Below are 19,708 nucleotides of genomic sequence, written 5' to 3'. Positions count from 1 at the left end.
TATAATACACACATGAAAGAAAATTGGCAAGAACAACTACACAGCTTATTAAACTGTGATTTAAAAGAATTATATCCATTAGCTAGAAGTTTAAACAGAAAGCTAGAGTTTTATGTAGGACCTACAAATTCAGGTAAAACATATAATGCAATGCAAAAATTAAAAGTTGCAAACTCAGGACTTTATCTAGCTCCCTTACGGCTTTTAGCCCTAGAAGGTTATGAAGATTTAAAAAAAGAAAATATTGATGCTTCACTAATAACAGGTGAAGAACAAATGTTAAATGATGATGCAGCACATGTATGTTCAACAATTGAAATGATTGATTATGATTTAGATGTTGATGTATGTGTTATTGATGAAGTTCAAATGCTAGCAGATATTGATAGAGGTTGGGCATGGGTTAATGCAATTATTGGCTGTCCTGCTAAAAAAGTGATAATGACAGGAAGTGTAAATGCACTTGAAGCTATTAAAAAGATTGCAGCTTATTTGGAGGAAGAACTTGAAGTTGTAAGACATAAAAGAAAAACTGAATTAAAAGTTTTAGAAAAATATACATCTTTAGATAATCTTAGTGATGGGACTGCACTTATAGCTTTTTCACGAGCTGATGTTTTAAAACTAAGACACAAATTAAAAAAGAACTATACAGTTTCTGTAATATATGGAAACCTTTCACCAGAAGTACGACGAGATGAAGCTAGAAAATTTAGAGAAAAACAAAGTCAAATCCTAATAGCAACAGATGCAATTGCAATGGGTTTAAATCTTCCTATTCAAACAATACTTTTTACAACAGATACAAAGTTCGATGGTATTTCTAGAAGAAAAATAAATGTAAATGAAATAGTTCAAATTGCAGGTCGTGCAGGGAGATATGGACATTTTGAAGCTGGTTACTTAGGTGCCACAAGAAGAGATATTTTAAAACATATTAGTGAAGAATATACGCAACCCATAAAAACTATAAAACCACCATTTAGAGTTAAGATAAATGCTTCACAACTTGAATCTTTAGCTTCTCATATTAAAACAAATTCATTAACAAAAGTACTAAAATACTTTGCTGATAATATGCATTTTAGCGGACCTTTTGTCGCTGCAAATATTTCATCAATGATAACTGCTTCAAAAATAGTAGATACAAGATTTAATCTAAAACTTGAAGATAAATATCTTTTAGCGCAAGCTCCTGTTACAACAAAATCACCTATTATTCTTCAAGCTTATGAAGCATATATAGCAGCTGTTGTAAAACAAAAAGTTTGTAGATATAAACCTTCAATCACACTTCCAAAAAAAGCAATTACTCAAAAAGATTTACTTTTAGTTGAAGATGAAGTAAAAAAGATATCTTTATATCTTTGGTTGTCTTATAAACTTCCAGAAATTTTCCCTGATTTTGATAAAGCTTATGGATTAAGAAATACTTTTAATTCTTTTATTGAAAATTCATTAAAAGGTAAAATTATTCAAATAGATACTCCAAGACGTGGTGATTTTAAAAGAAGAGATAACAAAGATCATAAAGACCATCAAAGAAGAGATAGCGAACGTCCAAGAAGAAATAATGATAAGAATAAAGATAATGAAAAAGAGTTCTCAAAGGATTTAAGACCAAGACGTGCAAGAAGTGAATTTAAGCCACGAAGAAGGAAACGAGATTAAAAGATGTAAAATATTTTAATAAAAGATTTGTTAAAATGAAATAATATAAAATAAAAAATTATAATAAAGGGAACTATTTATGTTTAGATTTTTCAAAAATAGTACCAATGAATCATTTCAAAAAGAACTATTTAGTGAGAATATAGATATAAATAAAATTCAAGAAGATATTGATAATGGTATAGATATTAATAGTCTTGATGAAAATGGTAAAACTATTTTATTCTCTCTTTGTGCAAAAAAGAAACTTGAAGCTATTAAAATATTAATTAAAAATGGTATAGATTTAAGTATTGAAAATCAATATGGGAAAACTGTATTAGGAGAAGCTGTAAGTCATGGTGACGGAGTTATCATAAGACTACTTTTAGAAAATGGCTTTGATATCAATCATAAAAATTCGAGTAAAAGAACTATACTTCAAGATGTAGCACTTGAAGGTAATTATAAAGTATTCCAAATTTTAATGTCTTATCATCCAAATTATGATGATCTAGATAGTTATGGTAGGACTGTATTATTTGACGCAGTAGAAGGTGGAAACGTTAATATTGTAAAAGAATTAGTAAATCATATGGAAAATATTAATGTAGTTGATGAAAATAATGAAACACCACTTTTTAAAGCTGTATTAAAAGAAAATACTAAAATTGCAGAAACTCTAATTCTTTTTGGAATGAATTTAGATAGTTTAGATAATTATAAAAGAAATGTTTTATTTAATACGATTTTACAGGGTAATAAAAATATTGATATATTAAAACTTATGATTAAAAAAGGTATTAATATTAATCAAATTGATATTAATGGCGATAATATTATAGATGAAATATTATATATCTTAGACTTACAAAGACAAACTGTAAAAGAACTTCTTCAACTTGAGGGGAATTATTCTCTTATTAAAAAAGATATGAGTTATTTAGAATTGACAAAAATAATTATCGAGAATGGTTTAGATATTAATAAAATAGATAAAGATGGTTTACCTATTTTAGCTAAGGAAGTAGAAAAAAAGAACTACGAGAATATAGTATTTTTAATCAATTGCGGAGCTGATATAAATACAAAAAATATAAATGGGAAAAGTATACTTTTTAATGAAGTAATAAAAGGTAATTCTAATTATAAAATGATTAATTTTTTAGTCAAAAATGGTGCGGATATTGAATTAAGAGATAGCGAAGAAAAAACAATTATTGATGATCTAGCAGAAATTATATTAATTCAAAAAGGTTTCAAAAAAGAAGACTTAGAAAAATATCCAGATATTAATGAAGAAGATTATAACTTACTTTTTAAAAAAATGTTAACTTTTAGACCAGATTTAACTAAAAGAAGATCTAATGGTAGAAATATTTTATTTGATGTAATTATATATAATGACTTTGACATAATTAGACTATTATTTAACTATGGACTTGATCCAAATATTATAGATAAAGATGGAAATACTCCTTTATCAGTTTTAATAGATAATGGTTTAAAACTTAAAGATTTAAAGCAAAGAGAATTATTTTTAGAACGTTTAGTTTTTTTATTAAAATTTAGAGTAAATGTTGATATTCAAGATATAAATGGATATACAGTTTTTCATAAAACAGTAATTGCTAATGACTTAGCTGTTGTCGAAAAATTACTTACAAAAAAAGCGGATTTAAGTTTAAAAGATAATCAAGGAAGAACAGCATTACATCATACACAATGGAATGGAAATTATAAAATAGCAAGATGGTTAATAGCTGCAGGTGCTGATATTAATCAAGCAGATAATTCAGGGTTTACGCTTTTAAATTATGCTGCTATTTTAGGTCACATAGAATTAGTTGTTACACTTATTAAATCTGGTGTGCTTATGTATAATAAAAATAAAAAGAATAAAAAAGTTGCAAAATTTTTAAAAACAAAAGAGAAAAATTTAGATAAATTATTAATAAATGATATTGTTGATAATAAAATGCAAAAAGCATTAGAAGAAGTAATAGAAAATACAAAAAAAGAAATTAATGAAGCAATTAAAGGGTAATAATGAATAAAAAATCTATAATTATATTAGCAGCAGGTGCAGGTACAAGAATGAAATCAACAACTCCAAAGGTTTTACATAAAATCTCTGGTAAAGAAATGTTGTATTATTCAATAAAAGAAGCATTAAAATTAAGTGATGATATTACAGTTGTATTATTTCATCAATCAGCTCGTGTACAAGCTCAAATGGAAAAATATTTTAAAAATATAAATTATGTTATTCAAGATCATGAAAACTATCCAGGAACTGGTGGTGCTGTTATGGGAATTACTCCAAAGTACGAAGAAGTTTTAGTTTTAAATGGAGATATGCCTTTAATTCAAGCTAATGAACTTAAAAAGTTTGATATAGAAGCAACTATTGTAATGTCAGTATTAGAGCTTGAAAGTGCTGATGGCTATGGAAGAGTTATTGTAGAAAATGGAAGTGTTAAAAAGATAGTTGAACAAAAAGATGCAAATGAAAGTGAATTAGCAGTTACAACTGCAAATGCAGGTATTTATCAGTTTAATACAAAGTTTTTATTAGATAACCTTCCAAAACTTTCAAATGATAATGCTCAAAAAGAATATTATATTACAGATTTAATTGAAATGGCAATTATTCAAGGAAAAGTATTAAAACCACTTGCAGTAAATGTTGAAAACTTCAAAGGTGTAAATTCAAAAGTAGAACTTGCAGATGCAGAAGTGATTCACCAAAATAGAATTAAAAATGAGTTTTTAAAACAGGGTGTGATTATGAGATTACCTGATACTATTTATATAGAAGAGGGTGTAGAAATACAGGGTGAATCAATACTTGAAAATGGTGTAACACTACTTGGGAATTCAAAAATTATAAACTCACATATTAAAACAAACTCTATTGTTGAAGATTCAACTATAAAAGATTCTGATATTGGACCAATGGCAAGAGTTAGACCAGGAAGCCAATTAAATCAAACACATTTAGGAAACTTTGTAGAAACTAAAAAAGCTATTTTAACTGGTGTTAAAGCAGGACATTTAACATACTTAGGTGATTGTGAAATAGATGAAGGTACAAATATTGGTTGTGGAACAATTACTTGTAATTATGATGGTATAAATAAGTTTAAAACAATTATAGGTAAAAATGTATTTGTAGGTTCTGATACACAATTTATTGCACCTGTAACAATTGAAGATGATACTATGATTGGTGCTGGAAGTACAGTTACTTCTGATGTTAAAAAAGGTGAGTTGTATACTACAAGAGCTAAAAAAAGAGTTGTTGCTGGGTATTATAACAAGCACTTTAAAAAATAAATTAGAATTTAAAAAAGTTAGAAAAGATTTCATATGTTATTAAAAGATAAAAAAATACTTGTAGGGGTTACTGGTTCGATTGCTATATATAAAAGTTTAGAGCTAATTAGATTATATATAAAAGCAGGTGCTAAAGTACGCGTAATTATGACAGAAGGTGCAAAGAAATTTATAGCACCTTTAACTTTTGAAGCAATATCTCAAAGTAAGGTCTTAGATGAAAGTTCTGAAAATTGGGATAAAAATCAAGATTATAATCATATTGATATAGGAAAATGGGCAGATATTTTTGTAATAGCACCTTGTTCTGCGAATACTATTAATAAATTAGCAAATGGACTTGCTGATAATTTATTACTTCAAACAGTACTTGCTTATCCTAGAGTTAAATTAATTGCACCTGCTGCAAATACAATGATGCTAAAAAATTCAATCACTCAAGAAAGTTTAAAAAAACTAAAACTTTGTAATTTTGAAATGATTTCATCTGTTACGAAAGAATTAGTTTGTAAAGATGTAGGTGATGGTGCAATGGCTGAACCTATTGATATTTTTAATAAAACGGCTCAAGAACTTCTAAAAGTTGATTATTGGCTAAATAGAAAAGTAGTGTTAAGTGGTGGTGGAACAGTAGAAAAAATTGATGAGGTTAGATATATTTCAAATTTTTCATCAGGGAAAATGGCTTCATCAATGGCAAAAGCATTATATTTTAAAGGTGCTGATGTTTGTTTAGTTAGTACTAGAGGATATGAAAATTTACCAAAAGATATAGAGATTATTCCTGTTCAAAGTTCAATTGAAATGAAAAATAGTTTAGAAAAAGTAATAAATTCTAATAAAAAAGAAACAACGCAGAAACGACCATTTTTATTTATGATTGCGGCTGTTAGTGATTATATGCCACTTGTTAGTAAAAATGGAAAAATAAAAAAAGATACAATAGGTGATACTTGGAATCTAGAATTAAAACAAAATATTGATATATTAGATTCATTAGATAAAAATGATTTAATTTCTATTGGATTCAAAGCAGAAATGGACAAAAAAATTGCTTTAAATTCTGCAAAATCTATGTTAGAAAAAAAATCATTAGATGGCGTTTGTCTAAATGTCTTGAATGATTCATCAAGTTTTGGTTCAAATAGAAATGATATTGAATTAATATTAAAAGAAGGTTTTTTTAAATTTAAAGGTCCTAAATTAGAGATTTCTTTAGATATTTTAACAACATTAGAAATGGAGTTTAAAAATTATGGATAATAAGGCACCTTCACATATTGCAATAATCATGGATGGAAATGGTAGATGGGCAAAAGAAAGAAATCTAAAAAGAACGGCAGGTCATAGTGCTGGTGCTGATGTTGCCCGAAAAATAACTATGCATTGTAGTAATATTGGAGTTGATTATTTAACACTTTATGCTTTTTCAACTGAAAACTGGCAAAGACCAAGACTAGAAGTAGAGTTTTTAATGAAATTAATAGAAAAATATCTAAAGCAAGAGTTGGCTATATACTTAGAAAATGGAATTAGGTTCAAATCTATTGGTGATGTTTCTAAGTTTTCTAAATCCTTACAAAAAATAATTAGATTGACAGAAGAGAAAACTGCACATGGGAAAAAGCTAACACAAATTCTTGCTTTAAATTATGGTTCAAGAGATGAAATAGTTAGAGCTGTAAGAAAATTAAATGAAAAGAATTTGGAAGTTACAGAAGCAAATATTGAAGCAAATCTTGATACTGTAGGAATTCCTGATGTTGATATACTTATTAGGACAAGTGGAGAAGTAAGACTATCTAATTATCTTTTATGGCAGAATGCTTATTCAGAAATGTTTTTTACTAATACTTATTGGCCAGATTTTACTAAGAATGAATTAGATGACATTATTAGTGATTATAATAATAGAGAGAGAAGATTTGGAGGTATTTAGTTTTATTTTTGGTGCAGTTATTGGCTCTTTTTTAAATGTACTAATATTAAGACTACCTGAACATAAATCTATAGTTACTCCACGAAGTGCATGTCCTTCTTGTAATCATATAATAGCTTGGTATTACAATATACCACTTTTTTCATATATTTTTTTAAAAGGTTCATGTGCATATTGTAAAGAAAAGATTTCTTTACAATATTTTATTGTTGAGCTTTTATCTGCAAGTTTGACTTTGGCACTATTTTTAAAACTTGGAATATCAAATGAGTTTTATTTTATGTGCTTACTTATTTATGTTTGTATTACCTTATCTTTTATTGATTTTAAATACAAGGCAGTTCCTGATTATCTACTTTTAATTGTACTTATTCTTTCATTTTTTGCTAGTTCTTATTCTTTTTTAGACTCTATTAAAAATGCCTTTTTATTTTCAGGTGCCTTTGTTTTATTAAATTTTGTAATAACTTTTTATATACAAAATATCAAATCAAGAGTTCTTAAAAATGAAGATTTAAAAACACAAGAAGCATTAGGAGATGGGGATATACCAATAATTGCAACGATTGCAGTAATTTTAGGAATAAAAGCTGGATTAATAGCTATATTTTTAGCAGCAATTTTTGCTATAATACCATCAATTTATTCTAACATTATAAAAAAAGATATTCAAACACCTTTTATTCCCTATTTAGTTTTGGGAATGTTAAGTACATATTTTTTTGATTTAGAAAATATTTTAAAGGTACTTTTTTGAAATTAAAACAATATTTATATTCACAACTAGCAATTACATTTTTCCCAATATTTTTAGGTCTTTATTTTATTACTTCAATAGTTTTTTTAGTTAAGATTGCTTCTTTAACTTCAATTATTACTATTAATTTTGTAGAGTTATTCACTTTATATTCTTATGTAATTCCCCAAATTGTATTTTATACTATGCCGATTTCTTTTTTTATATCTCTAGTGATTACTCTTTCAAAGCTTGCTAGTGAATATGAATTGACTGTTATTACTTCTTTTGGTTTAAATCCAATTAAAGTGTTAAAAATATTTTTGCCACTAACGCTCACTTTATCAGTTGCACTTTTAGTTGTATCTGTTGGATTGATTCCTAAAACAAAATTTTTAACAAAGCAGTTTTTAGATGCTAAAACAAAAGAAGCAAATTTTAATATAAAAGCTTCAGAATTTGGACAAAAATTTGGTGATTGGTTAATTTATATAAAAAGTAAAGAAGACAAACATTACAATGAAATTAAACTATTTAAAGCCCAAGAAGGTAAAGAACAATTTATTTTAAGTAAAACAGCTGTTTTAGATAATAATAAGGGTGATCTTAGCTTTAAACTTCAAGAAGGGAAAGCTTTTTTTATAGATGAATCTGAAGTTAATCAAGTAGATTTTAAATCAATGCAAATCAATGATTCGATTGCAGGAAGTAAGATAGGGGTATTTAATACAACGTATGAATATTGGAAAGATAGAATAAAAAAAGGTGCTGATCTTGATGATTTAAGTTTCTTTGTTTTAACTTCCTTATTCCCAGTTTTATCATTATTTTTAGTTATAAGTTTTGGATATTTTAATCCAAGATATGAAAAAAATAGAGCAGTTTCATATTCACTTGTTTCTATTGTTTTATATTATATTTTAATTAAAGCAATTGGTGATTCATTACTTTTACATTCATTATATTTAATTCCAATTATTTGGTTATCACTTACTTATTACTTATATACAAAAACAGTGAAAAAAGAGTATTAAGGGCTTTTATGAATATAAAATTTCTTATCTCTTATGATGGGTCTTTATACAAAGGCTCTCAAAAACAACCAAATAATCAAACCATTGAAGATAAATTATTGCATAGTTTTAAAAGAATTAATATTGAAACTAAAATAATATTAAGTGGAAGAACAGATAAAGATGTTCATGCAACAGGACAAGTTTTTAATTGTATTATTCCAGATTTTTGGAATGATTTATCAAAATTAAAAGACATTTTAAATCAACAACTTCCAAGCTCTATTCGAGTTCATCACTTAAAAAAAGTATCAAAAGATTTTCATTCACGATTTCATGCAAGAAAAAGAGTTTATAGATATTTAGTAACAACGAAGAATATCACTGCTTTTAATAATAAGTTTATAACACAAGTAAAAAATATAGATGAGATTAAAATACAAGAAGCAATAAAAGAGTTTATAGGTGTTCATGACTTTGAATATTTTCATAAACAAGGAAGTGATAAAGATATTACAATTAGAGAAGTATATGATACAAAATTTTATAAGTATAAAGATATTTATGTTTTTAAATTTACAGCAAATTCATATTTAAGATCTCAAATTAGGTTAATGGTTGGTTTTTTATTAAAAATCTCAGAAGGAAAATTAAGTATTGAAGATTTAAAAGCTCAGTTAAATAAGCAAAAAAATATTCATAGAATACCTGCATTAGCAAATGGATTATATTTATCGAAGGTAATATATTAAAATGTTTTTAAAAAAGAAGAAATTTTATACTTTATCTGATATTCAAAAAAGGATTGTTTATACACCTTTATTTTTTGTTGTTCTTTTAGCTTTTGTTTCTTCTATGGTTTTATATTTTTTCTTCACTTACGAGAAAAATAGTAAAATAAAACTGCTAATTCAAAGTGAAAATTTTTATAAAAAAGATGGTTTGAAAAATTATATTAGTAATATAAAATATAATACAAGTGCAAATTTTGATGATGTAGAAATTGAATTAAGCAATAATGTATATGAATTAAATGGATATATAAAGTCTTCAAAATTTGACAATAAACAACTTAACTTAGAAAGATTCAAAAAATATATTACAAATCTTGAAAATAATACTGATATTAGTTTTTTGCTTTTTGATACTAAAAATTATAATATTTTACATGGAAATTATTTAGTTGAGAACTTATCGAGACTTACAAACTCTCAGATAAAAACCAATAGTTTTATAAAACACATGCTAGAAAATATTCAATATATGGGTGATAATAATTTAATTTATTGGATAGATAACGAAAAACAAAATATTCAGCTTAGTTACTTTAAATATGTCAAAGGGAAGGAGTTGTTTTTAGGAGCTTTTTCAAAAGTTGATGATATGACATTTTTAACAAAAAAAGTAATATTAGATACGATTCAAGCAAAGAGTAAAGATATAAACAATGGATACTTCACTTTTTATGATAAAAATAAAGGAACGGTCTTTAATTATTATGGAAAGGGAGAAGTAAAAGAAGTTAAAAATTTAAGAAATTTTGTAGATGTAAAAAATAAGAGTTTATCCTATACTTTCCCAAAATATCAATATGAGATATTTGTAAAAGAGACTTTTTTAGAAGATGAAATTAAAAAAATAAAAGGTGATTATGAGTATAAAATAATTATGAGTATTTTAACTGTTATTTTTATTGCTCTTCTTTTAATTACAACTTCAAATATTTTTGGTAGATTTATTAATACTATATTTAATAGATATAATAGAAGAGTAAAAACAAAGAATGTTTTATATAAAAAATGGAAAGAAAGATATGAATTAGCAATTATTGCGTCAAATGATGGATTATGGGATATAAATCTTGAAACAAATGAAATCTTCTTTTCTAATAAATGGCTTGATATGTTTGGGTATAAAAGAGATGATATCCAAAATTTTGAGCAATGGTCTAATTTAATACATAAAGATGATAAAAATAAAGTACTTAAAAAGTATCAAGCACATTTAAAATCTAAAAGTGGTCATTTTACCTGTGAATATAGATTAAAAACTAAATCAAATCAATATAAATGGATATTAGTTAGAGGGAAAGCTTTTAAGCGAGATAATTCAAATAGAATGTTAATGATGTCAATGGATATTGATAGTAGAATGAAATTAACAAAAGAGTTACGGAATGTCGAATTATTAACTGAATTTGGACGTATTGTAATCTTTAGATGTCTTAATGATGAAAAATTAACAGTAAAATTTGTTTCGAAAAGTATTAATACTTATGGATATAAAGAATCAGACTTTATGAATGGGAATATTGAATATTTTGATTTAGTGCATAAAGATGATGTAAAAGGATTAAAAAATGTTATTAAAAAAGCAATAGAAAATAATGCTGATTCTTTTACAAGTATTCATAGAATAATTGATAGTTCAAAAGATATTAAGTGGATATATAACCGTAGCATTTTGATAAGAGATGATTATGGAAAAGTTACTAGTTTATATGGTTATCTAAATGACATTACAAAAATGAAATTAAATGAAGAAGAGCTAAAACAAAAAGTAGAACTAGAACTAGAAAAAAATATGAAAAAAGATAGACTTCTTGTGCAACAAAATAAATTAGCTTCAATGGGAGAAATGTTAGGTAACATTTCTCATCAATGGAGACAACCTTTAAATAATATAAATTTATTATTATATTTTATTAGAGATAACTTTGAGAATTTTTCAAAAGAAGAATTGAATGATTCTATAAAGAGTGCAAAAATACAAATTGATTATATGTCCCAAACTATCGATGACTTTAGGAATTTTTATCAACCAACAAAAGACAAGAAGATCTTTGATATAAAAGACTCTATTATAAAAAGTTCTAAAATTATTCAAGCCTTATTCGAGCGAAATGAAATATCTTTAACAATAGATGGTATTGATATAGAGATTAATAATTATGAAAATGAATTTGAACAAGTAATAGTAAATATATTAACTAATGCAAATGACGCTAAATTAATAAAAGCAAAAGAAAATAAGTTTAATGCTAAGGTATTAATTAACGTATCAAAAATTGATGAGTTTATAATAATATCAATTTGGAATAATTGTGGAAATGCAGAAAAAGAAGTACTTGATAAAATGTTTGAACCATATTTTACAACAAAATTTGAAAATCAAGGTACAGGCATTGGTCTTTATATGACTAAAATTATCATAGAAAAAAATATGAATGGTACAATTGATGCATATAATAAAGATGATGGTGTTGAATTTCTTATTAAACTTAGGTGTTAATTCAAGTTTTGATACAATCATAAAATAATTTAATAATAAATGAAAGGAGAAAAATGAGTAATTTGACGACAAGAGTACTTTTAGTTGAAGATGAAGATGTGGCAAGAAAAACCCTTGCTTTTTATTTAAATACTATTTTTGATGAAGTAGTATTGGCTTCGGATGGAGAAGAAGGTTTTTCAATTCTAAAAGATAATATTGATAATAATAAAACTTTTGATTTAGTTTTAACAGATTTAAAAATGCCAAATATAGATGGTATGGGGATGATTGATTTAATTAGAGAACTAATACCTAAACAAAGATTTATAATAGTAAGTGCTCATAAAAATGAAGAAGATTTATTAAAATTAATAAATTTAAGAGTATTAGGATATTTTCTTAAACCTTTAAATATTGATAATATGATGGAAATGTTACAAAAAGCTAAAGAAGAAGTACTAGAAGATAAGAAAGAACGTAGAACTAATGAAAATTTAATAAAATTAAATAAAACTTATACTTATGATTTATCAAGTGATAAACTTTATAATAATGAAAATATTGTAAAACTTTCAAAAAAAGAGTCAGATATTTTACAAGTACTTATCAAATCTTTAGGAAAAGTTATTTCTGTAGAAAAGTTTAAAGAAGAGGTTTGGAATGATACTTCTACAAATGATTCTGCATTTAGAACAGTTATGAAAAGATTAAAAGATAAAATTATTGATGATGATTTTATAATATCTCATAAAGGATATGGATATATAGTTGAAAAACTATTTATAAAATAATTAGAACTTAATTTGATAAAAAGGGGGAGAAAAGATTTATTTCTTTCTCCCCTTTTTTTTATAGAGTTACTTCAGAAGGTGAAGTCTCTTCTGCTTTTTGTTTTGCTTTTTGGAAGAAATAAATTAATGCAAAAATACCTAAACCAATTGCATAAGATAAATAATGCGTTGGTAAATGTAAGTAAGATTCCATAATTTTTGGCAAGAACATAAAAGGAACTATCACTAAAAAGATAAATCTTTCAATAATGTTTGTTTTAATAACAAAGTAACCTTGCGTAAAACAAGCAAAGGCAACCATACCAATAAATGCTGTTGTAAAGATAACTAATATCTCTAAAGGATTTGTAATCCACACCCAACCTTTTGGGTCAGCAGGATTTAAATGATCAACAGCAGAGATTAATAATAACTCTGGATTAAAGAAGAACATAAATGGTAAAATTGCTGTTCTAATATCGTATTTAAACCCTTGAATACCTGTTTTAATTGGATCAGCTTTTGCAATACCAGCAGCTGCATAAGCTGCAAGTCCAACAGGAGGGGTATCATCTGCTAAAATACCAAAGTAAAATACGAATAAATGTGCCGCAATTGCTGGAATAAAATACCCATTATCAGCTGCAAGTATTAATATAACTGGTGCAGTTAACGATGCCATTACAATATAGTTTGCAGTTGTTGGTAATCCCATTCCTAGGATTAATGATACAAATGCTGCAAGGAATAAAATTATAAAGATATTTCCACCTGATAATTCTTCAATAACTTCTAATAAAACTTGACCTAATCCAGTTAATGTAATAGAACCAACCACAATTCCTGCTAATGCAGTAGCAATTGCAATAGGAACCATATTTTTAGCTCCACTAATCATACCTGCTAATATATCAACAAAACCACTTAATAATATATCTCTAGTGATTTTCTCTTTAGCTAAAAAGGCTCTAAATGGATGTTGAACTACCATTAATAACATAAGTAACATAATTGCATTAAAAGCAGCACTTGCAGCACTTTCTCTTAATACCATTAATGTATACATTAAGAAGAAAATAGGAATTAAATAGTGAATACCAATAGTAAATGTTTTCCATTTAGGAGGTAAATCTTCTTTATCCATTCCTTTAAGACCTAATTTAAGTGCTTCTAAATGAACAATATAAAATAGTGCAAAATAAGAAACAAAAGCAGGAATAAATGCAGCAACAATAACATCTGTATAAGCCATTCCTAAAAACTCTGCAATAATAAACGCAGCAGCTCCCATAACAGGAGGCATAAGTTGTCCATTGGTTGAAGCTGCAACTTCAACAGCACCTGCTTGTTCAGGTCTAAAACCAGCTTTCTTCATTAAAGGAATTGTAAAAGTACCAGTTGTTACTGTATTTGCAATTGATGAACCAGAAATAATTCCAGTAAATCCAGATGCAACAACAGAAGCTTTCGCAGGACCACCTCTGTATTTACCTAACATTGCAAAGGCTAAATTAATAAAGTATTCACCAGCTCCTGCTTTATCAAGTAATGAACCAAATAATACAAAAAGGAATACAAAACCAGCAGAAACTCCTAATGGAACACCAAATATACCCTCTGTTGTTAAGAACATATGACCTGCAAGTTTATTTAAACTAGCACCTTTGTGTATTATTAGTTCAGGCATATAAGGACCTAAAACATCATAAGTTAAAAATACAATTGCAATAATACTAAGTGCAAGCCCAAGTACTCTTCTACCAGCTTCAAGTAAAATAACAATACCAATTAGTGCAACGATAATATCTAAGGCTATATAATCACCTGGACGTTGAGATATTTCCTCATAAAATACTGCAATATATGAAGCAGTTCCTATTCCAATGGCTGCTAATGTATAACCAAACCATCTAATTTTTTTTAGAAAATATGTTTTTTTGAACATTGGATAAATTAAAAATGCTAATAAAATACCAAACGATAAGTGTATTGATCTTGTGATTGTTGAATTAATAGGTTCTACTACAATATACAATTGAAATAGTGACCAAGAAAGAGCAATTACTGATATTAGCCAGAATTCATAATGCTGCGCTCCAAAGACTCTTTGTCCTTCAAGTTCATTGACAACAGCTTCACTCTCTAAGGCTTGTTCATTTTCTAATTCACTAAGCTTGTGAGCTTTCTCTTCATAAAGAGCCATAGTAAATCCTTTTAATAGTTGAAATATTTATCATACTTCATTTAAATAAATTTAAATGAAGTATAAAAATTGTATTCAAGAGCCATTTTTAGACTCTTGAAAATAGCTTAGATTATAATAATCCTGCTTCTTTAAAGTATTTTTTAGCACCTTCATGTAGTGGAGCTGAAAGTCCATCTAATAAAGATTCTTTTGTAATATTATTATATGCAGGATGAAGTTTTTTGAAATCATCAAAGTTTTCTAAAATTGCTTTTACAACAGTATAAACAGCTTTATCACTTACATCATCACTTGTAACTAATACAGCTTTAACACCAAATGTATTAATTGGACTTGTTACACCTTTATATAAACCTTTTGCAATTTGAGCTTTTGCAAAATATGGATGTTTTTCAATTAAAGCATCAACTGCTTTACCCTCTAAAGGTACAATTTTTGTATCAACTGAATTTGTAGCATCTTTAATATTTGCATTTGGGTGACCAATCATATAAAAGTAACCATCAATTTTATTATCTCTTAATGCATCTGGCATTTCAGCAGCTTTTAATGCACCAGCAAATTTTAAATCTGATTTTTTGATATTATTTGCAGCAAATAAAGTCATAGCAGTTGCTTCATTTCCAGAACCTGGATTTCCTAAGTTAATTCTTTTACCTTTAACATCAGTAATAGAATTGATATTTGCATCTTTTCTAGTAACTAGTGCTAATAATTCAGGATAAATAGCCATAACAGATTTTAATTTTTTAACTTGCTTACCTTTAAATTTACCAATACCTTTTGATGCTTGATAAACAACATCAGATTGTGCAATACCAAAATCTAATTCACCATTTTTAATAGTGTTAATATTATAAACAGAACCACCAGTTGATTCAACAGAACATCTGATTTTAGTCTCTTTTTTCATTTTATTAACTTGTCTACAAATAGCACCACCCGTTGGATAATAAGTACCTGTAACACCACCTGTACCAATTGTAATAAACTCAGCAGCAAATGCTGGAATAGTTAAAGCTCCTAATAGAGTCGCTGTAATTATTTTTTTCATCTTTTGTCCTTTTTATTTATGAAATGTAACTGTTTAATTATAACATAATGAGTAATTGCTTTTATACTTAAACTATTAATCTTATGTAAATTATGTATAAATTACTATTAAGTTGCAAATTTAACAAATATAAAATTTATACAAGCTTAAAAATAGGGTATATAAATAATAATTGAAATCATTTAAAGAAGTTTACATTTTATTAAATAAAGTTATTTTCTTTTATTAATAAAAATTAATTGAAAATAAACCCTTTAAATAGGGACTTTATAAGCTATTTTGAATTTATTTCTAAAAGTACTTGACAAATAGACACTCAATAGGTTATAATTCTTTAGCAGTTTAAGACAATGAGTGCTAATAAATTAAAATGGTAGTAAAATGATTAATAAGAAAGAGTTTTTATTACAGTCTATTATTAAAGCGTATATAGAACATTTAGAACCAATTGGTTCTACACAGTTAAAGTCTATGTATGACATCACTTATTCTCCTGCAACAATTAGAGGATACTTTAAAAAATTAGGTGATGAAGGTTATCTAGCTCAAGAGCATATAAGTAGTGGAAGAACTCCAACTACTGAAGCTTTAAAAGAGTATTGGAAAACTAAACTTAATTTTGATATTTCAGATATAAATTTAAAATCATTACAATATTATGCATCTGAAGTAGAGGTATCAGTATTTATTAAAAAAGAGAAATCTGATATATTAAATGAAATATTAAATGTTGAATACAAATACATGATGTTAGAATTTTCATCATTTGCAATATCTGTAAAATTTTCAGATGCATTATTCAGGTTTTTGCAAGATATGAGAGGTTTAACTCTAAAGGATATTTTAAGAATTTCTAAAGATGTAGGTGCAAATGATATTTGTGAAGCTATAAATCAAAGTTTACAAAATTCTGATTTTGAAATCTTTAATTATAAAGAATTCTTAGATCTTGCATTAACATATGATTTTGATGAATTAACTATCAATAAATTTTTAAAGGGTCAAATTTTAGACGAGTTAGATGAAGGTTTATATTTTGATAACTTTTTACCTATTGGTTACATAGGAATTTGTCATTATTGCAAAATTAATAACGAAGAAGTGAAGATGCTTGTAATTGGGCAACTTCCAAAAAATTATGAATATTTTTATAATAAAATTACAACTTTTTAGGAGATAAACTTGAGCAGAGAAACAAAAGAAGAAATAAAACAAGAAGAAGCTTTGGAAAATGAAACTGAAGTTCTTATGGAAGATGAACCTGTTGTTGAAGAAGAAACAGTTGAAAGTGTTAAGGCGGATTTAGAAGCTAAATTAAAAGAAGCAGAGGATAAATATTTAAGAGTTCATGCTGATTTTGAAAATATTAAAAAAAGATTAGAAAAAGAAAAATATAATGCTATTGATTATGCAAGTGAAAAATTTGCAAAAGATTTATTAGCACCTATTGATTCTTTGGAAATGGCTTTAGCAGCTGAAGAAGCATCAAAAGATTTACCTGCAGATGAATTATTGGCAAAATTAAAAGAAGGTGTTGAATTAACAATTAAAAATTTTAATACAGCCTTTGAAAAGCATAATATAACAGCTGTAGAAACAGATGGAGATTTTGATCCAAACTTCCATGATGCAGTTATGCAAATTGATTCACCAGATCATGAAGATGGACAAATTGTTCAAAGACTTCAAAAAGGTTATAAATTAAAAGATAGATTGTTACGTCCAGCGATGGTTTCAATCTGTAAAAAGTAAAACATTGACCGTAATGTCAAGAAACTAGAATATATTAGACACAAATTAAAATTAAAAAATAAAATTGATAAGGAATTAAAATGAGTAAAGTAATTGGAATTGACTTAGGAACAACAAACTCTTGTATGGCAGTTTATGAAAATGGTGATACTAAAATTATCCCAAATAAAGAAGGTAAAAATACAACTCCTTCAATTGTTGCATATACAGATAAAGGTGATGTTTTAGTTGGAGATCCAGCAAAAAGACAAGCTATTACAAATCCAGAAAAAACTATTTATTCTATTAAAAGAATTATGGGTTTAATGATGGACGAAGAAAATGCAAAAGAAGCACAATCTAAAGTTGGATATAAAATCGTTAATAGAAACGGTGCAGCAGCAGTTGAAATTGGAGATAAAGTATATACTCCTCAAGAAATTTCTGCAAAAATTTTAGGTAAATTAAAAGCTGACGCAGAAGAATATTTAGGTGATACTGTAACTGATGCTGTTATTACAGTACCAGCATACTTCAATGATGCACAAAGAAAAGCAACTCAAGAAGCAGGGACTATTGCAGGTCTTAATGTTTTAAGAATTATTAATGAACCAACAGCTGCTTCATTAGCGTATGGTTTAGATAAAAAAGGTGAAGAAAAAGTTCTTGTTTATGATTTAGGTGGTGGTACATTTGATGTTACAGTTCTTGAAATTGGAGATGGTACTTTTGAAGTACTTTCAACAGATGGTAATGCATTCTTAGGTGGAGATGATTTTGATAATGCAATTATTGATTGGTTAGCAAAAGAATTTAAAGATGAAAATGGTTTTGATATTAAAACTGATAAAATGGCATTACAAAGACTTAAAGATGCAGCAGAAAATGCTAAAAAAGAGTTAAGTTCAGCAGAATCAACTGAAATCAATTTACCATTTATCTCTATGGGTAATGCAGGACCAGTTCACTTAGTTAAATCTTTAACAAGAGCAAAATTTGAATCTATGACTGAACATTTAATTACAGAAACTTTAGATCATATTAAAGTTGCTTTAAAAGATGCAGATTTAACAAAAGATGAAATTCAAGAGATTATTATGGTTGGTGGATCTACAAGATTACCAAAAGCTAACTCTGTTGTTAAAGAATTCTTTGGAAAAGATTTAAATAAAGGTGTTAATCCTGATGAAGTAGTTGCTGCTGGTGCTGCTGTTCAAGCTGGTGTATTAAAAGGTGATGTTAAAGATGTATTATTACTAGACGTTACTCCATTATCATTAGGAATTGAAACTCTTGGTGGAGTTTTAACTAAATTAATCGATAAAGGTACAACAATTCCTGTTAAAAAATCTCAAGTGTTCTCAACAGCTGAAGATAATCAACCTGCTGTTTCTATTCACGTAGGACAAGGTGAGAGAGAATTTGCTAAAGATAATAAATCTTTAGGTATGTTTGAATTATCAGATATCCCTGCAGCTCCAAGAGGAGTTCCACAAATTGAAGTAACATTTGATATTGATGCAAATGGTGTTTTAAATGTATCTGCAAAAGATAAAGGAACTGGTAAAGAAAATAAAATTACTATTTCTGGTTCATCTGGATTATCTGATGAAGAAATTGAAAAAATGGTAAATGAAGCAGAAGCAAACAAAGAAACTGATGCTAAGAAAAAAGAAGTAATTGAAGTAAGAAATCAAGCTGATGCTTTATTACATTCAACTAAAAAAACATTAGAAGAAAATCCTGATGCAGTTTCTGAAGAAGAATCAAAAGCAATCGTTGATTCAGCAGCAGAACTTGAAGAATTATTAAAAGATGAAAATGCTACAAAAGAGCAAATTGAAGAAAAAGTAAAAGCTTTAACTGAAAAATCTCATAAATTAGCAGAAGCAATGTACAAAAAAGAAGGTGGTGATCAAGCTGGCGCTGGTGCACAACCTGATAAAAAAGCAAAAAAAGACGATGACGATGTTATCGACGCTGAAGTAGAGTAAAAC

Annotated in this window: 15 protein-coding genes; 13 read left to right on the top strand and 2 right to left on the bottom strand. The window is 26.8% G+C overall.

What is annotated here, in order from left to right; translation table 11 throughout:
- Nucleotides 1–12 precede the first annotated feature (12 nt).
- The 10 genes from D9T19_RS10245 to D9T19_RS10200 all read left to right on the top strand — a co-directional run bounded on the left by D9T19_RS10245 (nucleotide 13) and on the right by D9T19_RS10200 (nucleotide 12,741).
- Nucleotides 13–1,671 (top strand): helicase-related protein, encoded by a 1,659-nt coding sequence (locus D9T19_RS10245; protein WP_121628140.1) that lies wholly within the window; start codon nucleotides 13–15, stop codon nucleotides 1,669–1,671.
- 79 nt (nucleotides 1,672–1,750) lie between these two features.
- Nucleotides 1,751–3,697: an ankyrin repeat domain-containing protein gene (locus tag D9T19_RS10240; protein WP_121628139.1), complete on the top strand. Its 1,947-nt coding sequence runs from the start codon at nucleotides 1,751–1,753 to the stop codon at nucleotides 3,695–3,697.
- Between the two features lie 2 nt (nucleotides 3,698–3,699).
- The gene (gene glmU / locus D9T19_RS10235; RefSeq protein ID WP_121628138.1) at nucleotides 3,700–4,989 is read left to right on the top strand and encodes a bifunctional UDP-N-acetylglucosamine diphosphorylase/glucosamine-1-phosphate N-acetyltransferase GlmU; all 1,290 of its coding nucleotides are present in this window, start codon (nucleotides 3,700–3,702) and stop codon (nucleotides 4,987–4,989) included.
- Nucleotides 4,990–5,022: 33 nt separating this feature from the next.
- A complete protein-coding gene (coaBC, locus tag D9T19_RS10230; protein WP_121628137.1) occupies nucleotides 5,023–6,252 on the top strand; it encodes a bifunctional phosphopantothenoylcysteine decarboxylase/phosphopantothenate--cysteine ligase CoaBC in 1,230 nt (409 codons plus the stop codon).
- Nucleotides 6,245–6,928 carry a di-trans,poly-cis-decaprenylcistransferase gene (locus tag D9T19_RS10225; RefSeq protein ID WP_121628136.1) on the top strand — a complete coding sequence of 228 codons (684 nt, stop codon included), beginning with the start codon at nucleotides 6,245–6,247 and terminating at the stop codon, nucleotides 6,926–6,928. Before coaBC ends, D9T19_RS10225 begins: the two co-directional genes overlap by 8 nt.
- Nucleotides 6,876–7,685: a prepilin peptidase gene (locus D9T19_RS10220; RefSeq protein WP_228198000.1), complete on the top strand. Its 810-nt coding sequence runs from the start codon at nucleotides 6,876–6,878 to the stop codon at nucleotides 7,683–7,685. The genes D9T19_RS10225 and D9T19_RS10220 overlap by 53 nt, the downstream gene beginning before the upstream one ends.
- Complete coding sequence (locus D9T19_RS10215; protein ID WP_121628135.1) at nucleotides 7,682–8,698, top strand: LptF/LptG family permease; 1,017 nt, start codon at nucleotides 7,682–7,684, stop codon at nucleotides 8,696–8,698. Before D9T19_RS10220 ends, D9T19_RS10215 begins: the two co-directional genes overlap by 4 nt.
- 8 nt (nucleotides 8,699–8,706) lie before the next feature.
- Nucleotides 8,707–9,429, top strand: a complete 723-nt coding sequence (gene truA, locus D9T19_RS10210; protein ID WP_121628134.1) for a tRNA pseudouridine(38-40) synthase TruA — start codon at nucleotides 8,707–8,709, stop codon at nucleotides 9,427–9,429.
- A gap of 1 nt (nucleotide 9,430) precedes the next feature.
- Complete coding sequence (locus D9T19_RS10205) at nucleotides 9,431–11,968, top strand: PAS domain-containing protein (protein ID WP_121628133.1); 2,538 nt, start codon at nucleotides 9,431–9,433, stop codon at nucleotides 11,966–11,968.
- 53 nt (nucleotides 11,969–12,021) lie between these two features.
- Entirely contained in the window at nucleotides 12,022–12,741 is a 720-nt protein-coding gene (locus D9T19_RS10200) for a response regulator transcription factor (protein ID WP_121628132.1), read from the top strand.
- 58 nt (nucleotides 12,742–12,799) lie between these two features.
- On the opposite strand, the gene D9T19_RS10195 is transcribed toward D9T19_RS10200, so the two are convergent.
- Nucleotides 12,800–14,923: a TRAP transporter permease gene (locus D9T19_RS10195; protein ID WP_121628131.1), complete on the bottom strand. Its 2,124-nt coding sequence runs from the start codon at nucleotides 14,921–14,923 to the stop codon at nucleotides 12,800–12,802.
- A 112-nt stretch (nucleotides 14,924–15,035) separates the two neighbouring features.
- The gene (locus D9T19_RS10190) at nucleotides 15,036–15,980 is read right to left on the bottom strand and encodes a TAXI family TRAP transporter solute-binding subunit (RefSeq protein ID WP_121628130.1); all 945 of its coding nucleotides are present in this window, start codon (nucleotides 15,978–15,980) and stop codon (nucleotides 15,036–15,038) included.
- Between the two features lie 381 nt (nucleotides 15,981–16,361).
- Here D9T19_RS10190 and D9T19_RS10185 point away from each other — a divergent pair, with 381 nt between their 5' ends.
- The 3 genes from D9T19_RS10185 (at nucleotide 16,362) to dnaK (ending at nucleotide 19,705) form a co-directional block, all read left to right on the top strand.
- The gene (locus D9T19_RS10185) at nucleotides 16,362–17,153 is read left to right on the top strand and encodes a heat-shock protein (protein ID WP_121628129.1); all 792 of its coding nucleotides are present in this window, start codon (nucleotides 16,362–16,364) and stop codon (nucleotides 17,151–17,153) included.
- A gap of 9 nt (nucleotides 17,154–17,162) precedes the next feature.
- Nucleotides 17,163–17,732, top strand: a complete 570-nt coding sequence (gene grpE, locus D9T19_RS10180) for a nucleotide exchange factor GrpE (RefSeq protein ID WP_121628128.1) — start codon at nucleotides 17,163–17,165, stop codon at nucleotides 17,730–17,732.
- 80 nt (nucleotides 17,733–17,812) lie between these two features.
- Complete coding sequence (dnaK, locus tag D9T19_RS10175; protein WP_121628127.1) at nucleotides 17,813–19,705, top strand: molecular chaperone DnaK; 1,893 nt, start codon at nucleotides 17,813–17,815, stop codon at nucleotides 19,703–19,705.
- Nucleotides 19,706–19,708 lie beyond the last annotated feature (3 nt).

Source organism: Poseidonibacter antarcticus (assembly GCF_003667345.1).
GTDB lineage: Bacteria > Campylobacterota > Campylobacteria > Campylobacterales > Arcobacteraceae > Poseidonibacter > Poseidonibacter antarcticus.
This window is presented reverse-complemented; position numbering and strand designations above follow the sequence as displayed.

Excerpts from the sequence above, each read along its gene's own strand:
- dnaK (WP_121628127.1), top strand. The coding sequence starts at position 17,813 with ATGAGTAAAGTAATTGGAATTGACTTAGGAACAACAAACTCTTGTATG.
- glmU (WP_121628138.1), top strand. The coding sequence starts at position 3,700 with ATGAATAAAAAATCTATAATTATATTAGCAGCAGGTGCAGGTACAAGA.
- D9T19_RS10220 (WP_228198000.1), top strand. The coding sequence starts at position 6,876 with ATGACATTATTAGTGATTATAATAATAGAGAGAGAAGATTTGGAGGTA.
- D9T19_RS10245 (WP_121628140.1), top strand. The coding sequence starts at position 13 with ATGAAAGAAAATTGGCAAGAACAACTACACAGCTTATTAAACTGTGAT.
- D9T19_RS10200 (WP_121628132.1), top strand. The coding sequence starts at position 12,022 with ATGAGTAATTTGACGACAAGAGTACTTTTAGTTGAAGATGAAGATGTG.
- D9T19_RS10225 (WP_121628136.1), top strand. The coding sequence starts at position 6,245 with ATGGATAATAAGGCACCTTCACATATTGCAATAATCATGGATGGAAAT.
- D9T19_RS10190 (WP_121628130.1), bottom strand. The coding sequence starts at position 15,980 with ATGAAAAAAATAATTACAGCGACTCTATTAGGAGCTTTAACTATTCCA.
- D9T19_RS10240 (WP_121628139.1), top strand. The coding sequence starts at position 1,751 with ATGTTTAGATTTTTCAAAAATAGTACCAATGAATCATTTCAAAAAGAA.
- D9T19_RS10185 (WP_121628129.1), top strand. The coding sequence starts at position 16,362 with ATGATTAATAAGAAAGAGTTTTTATTACAGTCTATTATTAAAGCGTAT.
- truA (WP_121628134.1), top strand. The coding sequence starts at position 8,707 with ATGAATATAAAATTTCTTATCTCTTATGATGGGTCTTTATACAAAGGC.
- D9T19_RS10195 (WP_121628131.1), bottom strand. The coding sequence starts at position 14,923 with ATGGCTCTTTATGAAGAGAAAGCTCACAAGCTTAGTGAATTAGAAAAT.
- D9T19_RS10205 (WP_121628133.1), top strand. The coding sequence starts at position 9,431 with ATGTTTTTAAAAAAGAAGAAATTTTATACTTTATCTGATATTCAAAAA.
- coaBC (WP_121628137.1), top strand. The coding sequence starts at position 5,023 with ATGTTATTAAAAGATAAAAAAATACTTGTAGGGGTTACTGGTTCGATT.